Genomic DNA, 11,879 nt, shown 5'->3' on the forward strand with positions numbered 1-11,879 from the left:
CTGTAAAAGAAGCATACTGTTTTTACGGTATCTTTTTCAGGCTTGTAGAACCGGCGTTTTCATTGTTGATTTTGCCCGGGTTTCCTTTGTACTGCACATCACCGGAGCCGCTTACATTTACATCTAACTCGCTCAAAACGTTTACTTTACAATGCGCATCGCCGCGAGTTTCAATGTGATAACTGGCCACAATAAAATCCAGCGCGTTCAGGTTTGCGCTGCCGTTCAACGTTACGTTGTTGGTTGTGGCTTGTCCTTTCAGATTGATTTCTGATGATCCGTTGGCCAGCGTTTTTACGTTTGCCGCCGTTAAATCAAGGTTTACTTTGGATACGCCGGCCAGTTCCATATCGAAATCTTTGATATTCAGCTTTCCATCGGCACTTAAATCCAGTGCACCGGAAGATTTTACGGCTTTAAAATCCGGATTGGTAATTGCCACTTCCAGCTGCTTATCGGTGCAAATATCATTGCTGACACTGATTTTCAGTTCGTCTCCGCTTACTTTCGTTTCAACGATTTTCAGCAGGTTGTCATCCGCAGAAACCTTGACCGCTGCCGGCCCTTGTTTCAATACGATTTTGAAATTGCCGGAAGTGGAAATTTTAGTAAATGCATCCAGTTTCCGGTCTTCGGAAGCCATTTTTCCGGAGCCTTTTTCGCAGTGGCTTTTGCAGGAGACCATTCCTGAAAAAAGTAAAAATAAAGCTGATAAAAGAAGTAGCGGTTGTTTTTTCATAAGTTTAAGTTGATTGAAATTTATACCTGTAAAAGAAGTATTAGTTGGATAGAAAGTTTTTAAAGATAATATTTTTCTCCGTCGGATTTAATTTTTCCGGCATCCAGCAGACGGCGCAAGGTTTCGATCTTTTCTTTTTCCCGTCCGGTTTTAATTGCGGTAATCAAATCTTCTGCCGCAAGGTTCTGCACCGAAAGCTGGTTCAGTATCTGCTGCTCAATTCGGTCAAAAATTTCTAATGCCTTTTCCTGCCGTTTATTTTCCAGGCAAACATCGCAATGGCCGCAATCTGGCGCATCCGGTTCATCCAGATAAGCCAAAAGCATCCTGCTGCGGCATTGCCAGCTTTCGGCGTACGTAAAAACGGCCTCCATTTTTTGCTGATAAACCTGTTTGCGCTCTTCCAGGAATTTCCGGTTGATGATTAAATGCAGGTTGTCCTGCCGCGGTTTGGTAAAAGTTATTTGCGGCTGATCGGTTTGCGGCAGATAACTCAGCAAGCCGCGTTCTTCCAAAAATTTTAGCTGCGCGATAACCTGCTGCACGCTTTGATTTAATCTCCGGGCCAAATCCAGTTCGCGGATGCGCACATAGTTTTCAAACGAGCCACCATAAGTGCGCAGCAAAGTTTTGATAAAATGATCATACGCTTCGTTTTCAATCTGGAAACGGTACAAATCTTCGTTGCCAACTTCAAACCTAAAACGGGCCGGTAAAAAAACGCTTTCGGTAAAAGCCACATATTCATCGCGTTCCAAAAACTTCATGGCGTTCAGTGTTTTATGCGGATCGAGCTGAAACTGCGCACAAAAAGCACCTATATCCAACTCAAAACTTAAACCTTCGCCCGCGCCAAAGGCCAGCTGCGTGTAGTTGCCCAGGTAATGGTAAATTTTTTTGATTTCCTCTACCGAAGGAAAACCGAGTTCAAACTTTTTTTCCAGTTTCAGCCGGTCGCTTTTTGTATATAACAAAACGGTATAAGCCCTGCCGCCATCACGCCCTGCCCTGCCCGCTTCCTGATAATACGCCTCCAGGCTTTCGGGCACATCTTTATGGATCACAAAACGCACGTCCGGCTTATCAATCCCCATCCCGAAAGCGTTGGTGGCCACGATGATGCGCGTTTCGTTGTTTTTCCAGTTTTCCTGTTTGGCCGAACGTTCTTCGGAAGTTAAGCCCGCATGATAATAATCCGCAGCAATTTGATGCTGATTAAGGTATTTGGCAATTTCAAACGTTTCGCGCCTGCTTCGTACATAAACCAAACCGCTGCCCGGCACACCGTGAATTACGGCCAGCATTTTGCGCAGTTTGTTTTCATCGGGCTGCACTACGTAGCTTAAATTTCGCCGCTCAAAACTCTGCTGAAAAACCATACTGTTTTTAAAACCTAATTTTTGCTGAATGTCTTCGCGTACCTGCGCCGTGGCCGTGGCCGTTAATGCCAGCACCGGAACGTTTGGGTGAAGCTGCCGCAAATCTGCCAGGTGCAGGTACGCAGGTCGGAAATCGTATCCCCATTGTGAGATACAGTGCGCTTCATCAACCGCAAATAAATTAACGTTCATGTAGCGGATACGCTCGCGCACCAGTTCAGACAGCAGTCTTTCGGGCGACAAATACAGAAATTTGATGTTGCCGTAAACGCAATTGTCCAGCGCAATGTCCACTTCGCGCCTGCCCATTCCGGAAACAATGCTGATGGCTTCGATACCTTTGGCTTTCAGGTTTTCTACCTGATCTTTCATCAGCGCGATCAGCGGCGAAACTACGATACAAATCCCAACGCTTGCCAAAGCCGGCACCTGGAAACAAACGGATTTGCCGCCGCCGGTTGGCAGCAGTGCGAGCGTATCTTTGCCTGATAAAACGGATTGAATGATGGTTTCCTGCATCGGGCGGAAGTTTTGATGCTTCCAGTAATGCTGAAGGATTTGCTGTATGGTCATGGATGTACATCCAAAGTTATCAAAACAATCAATATTGCTACATTAGCGCAATACTGTTTTTACAGGGGTAAAAACAGTATCGTTTAAAACAAAACTAAATTTATTTTTATGGAAACTTCCCCGGTCCGGATTTCGCATGATCGCCTGGTGCGCCTCAAACCAATTGAAGAAAGTCATCAGCAGTTTATACGCGATCATCAAACAAGGTATTTTATTTATGAAGTTGATGACAACCGATGGCAGAACGTAAACCCGAACGGAGAACCCGAATACGACCTGGAATCGATCAAGCAGGAAAAAGCGCTTTTGCCGATCGGGATTTTAACGGTGAACCAGGATAAAAACACGTTTGGTTTTGGAGGTGATTTAACGGTTACCCAAGAAGATCAAACTTTGATTTTTGATTCGATAAAGCAGTAAAAAGTCAAAATGCCGCCAAAGCTTTCAAACGAAAACGATACTGTTTTTATCGGCCTAAATTTAAGGTGATAAAAACAGTATCAGGCCATTTTTTTAAAAACCCAGTAATTTTGCAGCACATAATTAAAGCCGAGCGATACGATAACATCAATTATCAACCTGCTGATGCGGTAATCCAGCTTCAGGCTGCTGGTTAATAAATAAGTGCCGAAAGCTTTGAGCAGCACGCTTCCGGCAACCATCAAACAAAATTTTACCAATTGCGAACCAACCGGTGCTTCATTGGAGTTTTGGCCTTTAAACGACCAGTATCTGTTTAAAGAAAAGTTTAAAACCGCACCGATCGTTCCGCTGATGATGATGGAAATGGTATAATGGATGTGCAGCAGTTCTGTGCAGGCGATCATCACGGCGTAATCCAGCATTCCACCCAAAAAAGCTGATATTTGCGCTTTGGCAAAAGTAAAAATCGGTTTAGGCATTGGGCAAATGTTTGCTTTTCAGTTCAAGCTCTTCCCGGTCGCGCTCATCGCCCAGTTTCAGCAGGTTTCGGGTATCCAAACAATTGATGATGAAAAGCGCAGCACACATGGTGATGGCAAAAAACTGGATCGTATCTTTAAAAATCACTTCTGTGATCAAAACCAAAGCAAGCAAAATCCGGATTTCGGTTGGCCCGAGCAAACCGGCATCTATCGTATAGTTATCGGTTATTTTATATCGGATTTGTGAAATGATCATCGCCCAGCCATACAAAACCACAAACAGAAATGCGGCCAGTTCCAGCTCTTCTTTGGCATAAACCATATAGCCCAAACCGATAAAAACCGTTGCCACCCAATCCATAATTATATCCAGCGCAAAGCCAAACCATTTGCGCGGAATATTGCGGTAATAAGCAATCCGGCCATCCAGCGAATCTCCGTACCAGTTGATAATGAAGCCGATAACGCCCAGTAACAGGTAATTTCTGTTGATGTAAGTGGCCAGGACAAATCCTATAAAAACCAGTAAACTCCCTAAAAAACCAATAAAAGTGAGCACGTTTGAGGTGAAAAACAATGGTGTGTTTTTTACCAGATAAGAAATTAGCTGTTGCTCGTATTTTCTTAAAATGTTGGTCCTTTTCCGGTCCTGAAAGATTTTTTTTGAACGGTCCGCCTCACCGGGTTCTGTTGTTTCCGGTTCACTTACAGCATTTCCTACCATTGGGTTTTTTTTGATAACCTACAAAAATAAGAATGAGAAGCATGGATGCACAATTGTTGATAAATTAACCTGTTTTTAATTACAAATTGACATTGATCCTATTTTTATACCGATAAAAACAGCATCGGCAATCATGGTTTTGAGGCTTTGATCATCCGCGGTTTCCCGCTAAGATCAGTTTTGGTAACGATGTTTACAAAACCTTTTTCTTTTAAAAGCTGCGTTAATTGCTGATGAAATTGTGGGTTGATCTCCAAAAAAAGCAAACCGTTTCTGGTCAGTGCCGGAAGTGCAAATCCTGCGGCGGCCCTGTAAAAAAGCAAAGGGTCGGCTTCGGGCACAAACAAGGCCAGGTGCGGTTCAAAATTTAGCACATTTGAGCGCATTGATTTTTGTTCAGACGGAACAATGTAAGGCGGATTGCTGATAATAATGGAATAAGATGCTTCTTTTACCGGATAAAAATCAAGCATGTCCTGCCGGAAAAAGCCAACTTCAGCTTCGTTTTGCAAAGCGTTTTTTTGTGCCGTTTGCAAAGCTTCCGCAGAAATATCCAAACCAAAAACCGCAGCTTTCGGCCAGTTTTTTTTCAGGGCGATCGGGATGCAACCACTGCCGGTGCCAATATCGAGGATAGTTGTTGGCTTTAAACTTTTCCCTTTTTCCTCCAAAACCCAGGCAACCAGTTCTTCAGTTTCCGGCCGCGGGATCAAAACCGAAGGGTCAACTTTAAACTTCAAACCAAAAAAATCCGCTTCGCCTAAAGCATATTGAACGGGCATTCCGGTTTCCAGTTTTTTTACCGATAAAAGAAGCATTGCAATTTGTACTTCAGAAAGTTTTTTTTGCGGGAAAACACGCTGCCTGGTTTGCGATAATTCGGTGATGGTTTGCAGGATCAAAAGCAGGATTTCGGGCAATTCCTCCGCAGAAAACAAATTACTTAATTTTTCTTTGAGCCAGATACGCGCTTCGCCAACAGTTTCCATGCGGCAAAGAACGGAAAAAGCTACTTTTACAGCATGGATCACGAAAAATACATGCGCCGCTGCCTGGAACTGGCCGGTTTAGGTGCCGGTTTTGTTAGTCCGAACCCGATGGTTGGTGCCGTAATCGTTCATGAAAATAAAATTATCGGCGAAGGTTATCATCAAAAATACGGGCAGCCGCACGCCGAAGTCAACGCTGTAAAAGCGGTGTTTGCGCGGCACCAACATGCCAAAAGTTTATTAAAAGAGGCAACTATTTATGTTTCACTGGAACCTTGCGCGCACCATGGCAAAACGCCGCCTTGTGCCGATCTGATCATCAAACATCAGATCCCGAAAGTGGTGGTTGGCTGCCGCGATCCGTTTGTGCAGGTGGACGGAAAAGGGATTGAAAAGCTGCGTAATGCCGGTATCGAAGTGATTGAAAACGTTTTGGAAACCGAATGTTTAGACTTGAACAAACGTTTTTTTACACGCGTTTTGAAGCAGCGGCCTTATGTTATTTTGAAATGGGCCGAAACAGCAGACGGTTTTTTTGCGCCGGAAGACGGCAGCCAACAATGGATTTCTGATCCGCTGGCTAAACGTTTGGTGCATCAGTGGCGCAGCGAAGAAGATGCCGTTTTGGTTGGCAAAAATACGGCTGCGGCTGACGATCCGCAGTTAAATAACCGTTATCAACCCAATGCCAAACAACCAAAACGGGTGGTTTTAGACAGAAGGCTGGAACTGAAACCAAACTTAAATTTGTTTGACCGATCTGCAGAAACCCTTGTTTTTAATGAGGTAAAAACAGCATTGGACGGCAACCTGAAATACATCAGCCTGGAAAATTTTGATCTGTTTTTGCCGCAATATGTGCTGTTTCAATTGTATCTGCAGGATATCCAATCGGTGATTGTTGAAGGCGGTGCAAAAACGTTACAGCTTTTTCTGGATGCTGGTTTGTGGGATGAGGCGAGGGTTTTCCGAAGTAAAAACCACTGGGGAAAAGGCATCAGATCGCCCCGGATAATGGGGGAATTGAAAAGTATTGATCCGGTCGGCAGCGATCAGCTTTTGGTTTTATACCCAACAAAAAATCCCTGAAAAATCAGGGATTTTTTGTTATTTGCCTACAACTTCTTCCTCGGGCGCATCACCTTTTCGGTGCAAAATAGAATGTTTGGTGGGTTTTTCATCATCGCCCAGCAAAATGCCCCAGGGTTTTAAAGATTCAATCCGGTCAAAAATAATTTTGAACATGGCGATCACCGGGATCGACAAAAACATGCCCGGAATCCCCCAAAGCATTTCGCCGATTATTACACCTAAAATTGTTATCAGCGCATTGATTTTTACTTTGGAACCTACAATAACCGGCAGCAGTATGTTACTGTCTATCAGGTGCATGGCAACAATTGTGATCAAAACCAGAACAACTTTGCCAAGTGCCGCTGTGCTGAAGGTGATCAAAACACTGAGCAGCAACGCGGTTAAAATGCCAATGTAAGGGATGATGTTGAACAAGCCGGTAAGCAGGCCCAGCAACAATGCGTATTTGATACCGCCGATCAAGAAAACGGTACAAACAACCGTTGCCACAATCGTCATTTCCAGCACCAAACCGGTGATGTATTTACGGATGATGAACTGGATGCGCTCGACCACGTCATATACCGTTTCAGAATTTTCTTCTTTAAAAACAGCAACCAAAAACTTCATCAGCAAGCGGCGGTAAACCAGCAGGAAGAAGGTATCGATCATCATAAATATCAAAAACAGTAGTATTGACGATAGTGAAAGTACGGTTGTGCCGATTGCAGACGTGCTGTTGTCAAGGATTTGTGAGGTTGCAGAATGCACATAAGCCATCTGTTTTTTGGCATTGATATCGAAATGATTGGTGATCCAATCCTGCAAATTTGCAAATGAGGTGGCCACCTGATTTTGTAGTTGCGGCCAATCATTTGCGAGATTGCTGATTTGTGAACCAATTAAATATAAAACCCCGCTGACAACAGCGATAAACACGATAACCGAAAGCCCGCATGAGGCACCGCGCGGCAAATGGCATTTGTGCTCAAAAAATTTTGCCACAGGCAGCAGCAAAATTGCAAACAGCATGGCAAAAACCAGTGGTGAAAGGATTTCTTTGCCATGGATAACGATAAAGCCTAACGCAACCAGGCTCACCAGCACCATTGCAAGTTTGGTATAAAAAGGAGGTACGGTTTTTAAAGCCATATAAACAGTTAAATTGTGTTGATAATCTGCAAACGTTAACCGGATAACCAGCGTAATGTTTATAAATCAGGCAATAACTTTTCTTTAAATTAAAAATGCTTTTTAGTTGTTTTTAAATTTTGACAATGGTTGTTTTTCAAAAAAATAAATCCAATCACTTTTGCACGATAAAAGAAGCATCAAACAAAAAAACGAAGGAAAGCAGTTTAAATGGACAAAGCGTTTACAAAAGCAATAAAACGTGGTTTGGCTGAAACATTTCCATGGCCGAAAAGCACTTGATCAAAAGGAAAAGCCACTATTTTTTTTAAAGTTTGCAGGTTGATTTTAGCAGATTGATAAGCAAAAGCAGGTTTTAGTTTTTTCGAGTTTTCAGCACTGTCCGCAGCAAAAAGCAATGCTTCTTTTACCGGGTAAAAAAGGGCGATCTGTTCTGCGCAATGTCCTGGCGCATTGATGATTTGCAAACCGTTCGCATCAGGAATGACATCGCCTTCTGATACTGTTTTTATGGGCGAAAATATCGGATCGATGTATAAAAACCGCAAATTGATCTTTCCATTCAGCGTTAGCAGCTTCAGCAAAAAAGCTAAAATTTTTGAATTTGGACGAAATGCAATTCTTTTTCCAATCATTTCCGCACAAAGCGCAGAAGCATAAACCGGTACATTTACGGTTTCTAAAATAGAAGCCAAACTACCGGAATGATCATGATGCGCATGTGTGAGGATAATATGTTTTAAATCTTCCGGCTGTTTTCCAATCTGACGGATTCCCCCAAAAATTAAATCTTTACTACCTTTCGGTCCGGTATCGATCAGGATTAAGCCGGATAAATGATCCACCAAAAAAACGTTAACAATAGGAAGCGTTATTTGAAAAACGTTTTCGGTAATTTTGGTTACCGGCATTTTTGAGCACTAATTTTCCTCGGCAAGCTTTTTTATTTCCACCAAAATCGGGTTCCAGCCTTCGCCATTGTTGTAAACATCTTTGTAACGTTTTTCTCCTTCGGCAGCGTTTTCAAAACCGTCCTGGCAAATTGTTAAAATTGTCTGTACGCCTTTTGGCGATAGATCATACGTTACGTTCAAATAATTTTCGGGCACATCAGGATAAGAGGCAAAAGGGTCTATCACCGTGTATTTCAGCAATTTTTCCGGTTCGATTTTTAAAATTTTCCCTTTTACAAAAACCATTTCCCGGCCTTCGTGGCTTCCTCTCCAAAGCAGTTCACTTCCAGCGTTCCAGTCAGAAACCGTTTCGCAGCCAAACATATAAATTTTCGTTTTCTGCGGATTGACCAGCGCATCCCAAACCACAGCAGCCGGCGCATTGATGGCGATGGTATTTTTTACAACTTTAGGCGTTTCCACGGGCAATTAAATTTATGGTGAATTTTAGGTGATAAAAGAAGCATTATTACTTGATCCAGCCGTTGCCGATCATCCAGTTTTTAACATGTTCCATCCAGTTATCGGGCGTGGTTTTGTTGTTCAGGCCGAAACCATGTCCGCCTTTCGGATAGATAATTAATTCGGCCGGAACTTTGTTTTTCAGCAAAGCTTCATAATAATAAAGTGAATTTTTAACGTTGACAACATTGTCATCTTCCGCATGAACCAGCATTGTTGGCGGCGTGTTTGGTGTAACGTTCAGTTCGTTGGAAAAATACCGGACCTGCTCCGGATTTGGCGTTAAACCAAGCAGGTTATCGAGCGAACCTTTATGCGTTAAACTGTCCGTCATGCTGATCACCGGATACAGAAGCACCATAAAATCGGGCCGCAAACTGGTATTATTAGAGTTTGCAATCTTTGGATCGTTGTAATGAGAACCGGTTAAAGCAGCCAGGCTTCCGCCCGCAGAAAAACCGATAATGCCAACTTTATTTGGGTCGATATGATATTTTGCAGCATTTTCACGAACGGTTTTGATCGCCATTTGTGCATCCTGCAATGGGCCAATACTTTTATCTTTCATGATCGCATCGCTGGGCAAACGGTATTTCAACACAAAAGCAGCCACGCCAATTTTGTTAAAAGCTTCTGCAATTTCGATCCCTTCGTGGGTGTAAGATACAAAAGCATAACCGCCGCCGGGGCAAATTACAACGGCCGCACCGGTTGCTTTATCTTTTGCGGGAAGGTAAATTTCGAGTGTTGGTTTTGTTACTTTGCTATAACCGATATTATTTGCCGAGCCGGACTTAACTTCCTGATACGCATTATCATTAATTGAATTTGGTATTGCGCCCGGATATAACGGGATGACTGTTTGAGCTTTTGTTTGTAACATCATCAACGAAAACGAAGTAACAAAAAAACAGGTGTAAAAGAAGCATTTCATGCAGGTAAAAATTGGTTGTTTAAATCAACGAAAAACCTGATGAAAACGCAACAATCATTCTGTATTTTTTCATTTACAAAGTTGATGCTTCTTTTACCACTACTTTTTTGGTATGAAATTGCTGAGTGCTTGTGCTGCTTCATCAGGTTTTTGTGTACCGATCAGCAACTTTCGGCCATCTTTAAAAACCAGTTGAATACCTTTATTGCCTGCAACGTTATAAGCTTTTCCTTTTCCAAACAAACTAAAACGCAAGCCATAACCGCCATAATCCAGAACCGGGTTGTAGGTTGTTACCGTGGCCTGTCCAATAACGTTCCAATTATAAGTTTTGAATTTAAAATGAAACGGGATAAAACGCACCTGGATCCCTTCTGCATCAATTTCAGTATCTAAGCGCGAATAAAACAGTAAAACAAAACCCAATATCGGGATAAGCAACGGAGCCAAAAATACCGGGTTAAAATTATTTTGCATTACCTTGTATTCCTTAATTATGGCAAATATCGTTACCCCGAAAGCGGCAATCAATATCAGCCAAATCCACCATTGCCTGAAACGCTGTGTTTCCTTAAATAAAACTTTGCTTTCCATTTTGATAAAACTATTTAAACCGGTTTACAAACTGTGTTATAGCAGTAACCAGCTTTGCATCAATTGGCAAACTTGGATCTTGGTACGTAGCCGCATTTGTGGCACGGTCTGCCGGTGCTTGTTTTAAAACATGATTCATGCCTTCAATTAAAACCAAACTGGCATCTGGTTTTGCTTTTTTCAGATTTTGAGCATCGTTTACGCTAACTTGGAAATCCGTTGTTCCCTGCAAAATCAAAACCGGGATTTTTAATTTTTTGATTTCTGTTTGCGGATTGTATTTGAACCAGGAAATTAAATACGGCTGCACACCTGAGTGAAACATTGGGTCGTTATCCGCAGCAGAAATCTTCAAACCTTGGTCCAAACTATCCAACTTTGCGACGTAAGTTTGATCAGCCTGCGGCGTTGCGGCCAATTGCTTTTTGATGATTGCACTGGCCTTTTCTCCGGCTCCGGCAACAGAAACAAAAGCATCAACTTTTTCTTTTTCGGCAGCAACCATCCCGATCAAAGAACCTTCGCTGTGGCCTAAAATAATTACTTTTGAAAACCTCGGGTCGGCTTTCAACATTTTAACTAAAGCCACGGCATCATTTACAAAATCATCAAAACGGAGATCAACTTCAGTTTTGGCAGATGTACTTTTGCCAATTGCCCTTTTATCGTAACGCAAAGTTGCTATCCCGGCTTTACCTAAAGCTTCGGCCAGTAAAAAATATGAATTTGCACTAATTCCTAAACTGCTGTTTCCGTTACGGTCTGTCGGACCGGAACCGGCAATAATCAAAACAACCGGAATTTTTCCAATACTGTTTTTAGGGGTAATAATTGAGCCTGAGATACTTGCATCAGACAAACTTAAACTGACAGGGCTTTCCGTTAAATCAGGATCAACAGTCAAAGTTTTCTCTTCCTGATAAGGTTGTACCAGCAACATGTTCATTTTATTTGTTGCATCCAAACCAAGCTTTAATCCAAAAACACCATTGGTAAAAGTGGTTTTATAAACCGCAAACATGGCGTTATAACTTTTAAATTCTGTGCTTTTGATTTCGCCTAATTGCGCTTTAAGCTGCATAACCACTTGCTGTGTTTTTTCTAACGGAAGTGCCGTTTGCATTTTCGCATCAAACATGGAAAAGATAGCATTGGCATCAGCGTTATTGTACGAACCGGTAAATTGCTTTACAGTTTGCTTATAACTGGCAGGTTCTGTTTGTGCGAAAATCACACACGGAAAAACCAGTGCCAAAAAAAGCATGGTAAATAATTTTTTCATCAGCGGCATGTTATTGTTGGTTATGCGAACAATCCTCTGGGTAAATATATTATACTTTGCGCATTATATTTGTGTACATCGTTGTTTAAGCTATTTTTATCAAAAAAAATTAAATTATC

The 11,879-nt window shown here is 42.3% G+C and carries 13 protein-coding genes; 2 read left to right on the top strand and 11 right to left on the bottom strand.

Annotated elements, in window-relative coordinates:
• Positions 1-22: 22 nt before the first annotated feature.
• On the bottom strand, positions 23-739 hold the full coding sequence (locus ACOFKR_RS11320) for a head GIN domain-containing protein (protein ID WP_419800908.1): 717 nt from the start codon (positions 737-739) through the stop codon (positions 23-25).
• Between the two features lie 59 nt (positions 740-798).
• Positions 799-2,691, bottom strand: a complete 1,893-nt coding sequence (locus tag ACOFKR_RS11325; protein WP_419800909.1) for a RecQ family ATP-dependent DNA helicase — start codon at positions 2,689-2,691, stop codon at positions 799-801.
• A 108-nt stretch (positions 2,692-2,799) separates the two neighbouring features.
• On the opposite strand from ACOFKR_RS11325, the gene ACOFKR_RS11330 reads away from it, so the two are divergent.
• Entirely contained in the window at positions 2,800-3,111 is a 312-nt protein-coding gene (locus ACOFKR_RS11330) for a hypothetical protein (protein ID WP_419800910.1), read from the top strand.
• An 80-nt stretch (positions 3,112-3,191) separates the two neighbouring features.
• On the opposite strand, the gene ACOFKR_RS11335 is transcribed toward ACOFKR_RS11330, so the two are convergent.
• The 3 genes from ACOFKR_RS11335 to prmC all read right to left on the bottom strand — a co-directional run bounded on the left by ACOFKR_RS11335 (position 3,192) and on the right by prmC (position 5,309).
• Positions 3,192-3,593, bottom strand: coding sequence for a GtrA family protein (locus tag ACOFKR_RS11335; protein WP_419800911.1), 402 nt, complete (start codon positions 3,591-3,593; stop codon positions 3,192-3,194).
• Positions 3,586-4,320 carry a CDP-alcohol phosphatidyltransferase family protein gene (locus tag ACOFKR_RS11340; RefSeq protein ID WP_419800912.1) on the bottom strand — a complete coding sequence of 245 codons (735 nt, stop codon included), beginning with the start codon at positions 4,318-4,320 and terminating at the stop codon, positions 3,586-3,588. Before ACOFKR_RS11340 ends, ACOFKR_RS11335 begins: the two co-directional genes overlap by 8 nt.
• A gap of 131 nt (positions 4,321-4,451) precedes the next feature.
• A complete protein-coding gene (prmC, locus tag ACOFKR_RS11345; protein WP_419800913.1) occupies positions 4,452-5,309 on the bottom strand; it encodes a peptide chain release factor N(5)-glutamine methyltransferase in 858 nt (285 codons plus the stop codon).
• A gap of 33 nt (positions 5,310-5,342) precedes the next feature.
• Between prmC and ribD the strand changes: the two genes are divergently transcribed.
• Entirely contained in the window at positions 5,343-6,398 is a 1,056-nt protein-coding gene (ribD, locus tag ACOFKR_RS11350; RefSeq protein WP_419800914.1) for a bifunctional diaminohydroxyphosphoribosylaminopyrimidine deaminase/5-amino-6-(5-phosphoribosylamino)uracil reductase RibD, read from the top strand.
• 18 nt (positions 6,399-6,416) lie between these two features.
• Here the strand turns inward: ribD and ACOFKR_RS11355 are convergent, their stop codons facing one another.
• The 6 genes from ACOFKR_RS11355 to ACOFKR_RS11380 all read right to left on the bottom strand — a co-directional run bounded on the left by ACOFKR_RS11355 (position 6,417) and on the right by ACOFKR_RS11380 (position 11,760).
• A complete protein-coding gene (locus ACOFKR_RS11355; RefSeq protein WP_419800915.1) occupies positions 6,417-7,535 on the bottom strand; it encodes an AI-2E family transporter in 1,119 nt (372 codons plus the stop codon).
• 206 nt (positions 7,536-7,741) lie between these two features.
• Positions 7,742-8,446 (bottom strand): MBL fold metallo-hydrolase, encoded by a 705-nt coding sequence (locus ACOFKR_RS11360; RefSeq protein WP_419800916.1) that lies wholly within the window; start codon positions 8,444-8,446, stop codon positions 7,742-7,744.
• A gap of 9 nt (positions 8,447-8,455) precedes the next feature.
• Positions 8,456-8,911: an SRPBCC domain-containing protein gene (locus ACOFKR_RS11365; RefSeq protein ID WP_419800917.1), complete on the bottom strand. Its 456-nt coding sequence runs from the start codon at positions 8,909-8,911 to the stop codon at positions 8,456-8,458.
• A gap of 46 nt (positions 8,912-8,957) precedes the next feature.
• Complete coding sequence (locus tag ACOFKR_RS11370) at positions 8,958-9,836, bottom strand: alpha/beta hydrolase (RefSeq protein WP_419800918.1); 879 nt, start codon at positions 9,834-9,836, stop codon at positions 8,958-8,960.
• A 147-nt stretch (positions 9,837-9,983) separates the two neighbouring features.
• Positions 9,984-10,478: a hypothetical protein gene (locus ACOFKR_RS11375; RefSeq protein ID WP_419800919.1), complete on the bottom strand. Its 495-nt coding sequence runs from the start codon at positions 10,476-10,478 to the stop codon at positions 9,984-9,986.
• A 10-nt stretch (positions 10,479-10,488) separates the two neighbouring features.
• Complete coding sequence (locus ACOFKR_RS11380) at positions 10,489-11,760, bottom strand: alpha/beta fold hydrolase (RefSeq protein WP_419800920.1); 1,272 nt, start codon at positions 11,758-11,760, stop codon at positions 10,489-10,491.
• Between the last annotated feature and the right edge of the window lie 119 nt (positions 11,761-11,879).

This window comes from Mucilaginibacter sp. (assembly GCF_965201005.1).
Taxonomy (GTDB): Bacteria; Bacteroidota; Bacteroidia; order Sphingobacteriales; family Sphingobacteriaceae; genus Mucilaginibacter_A.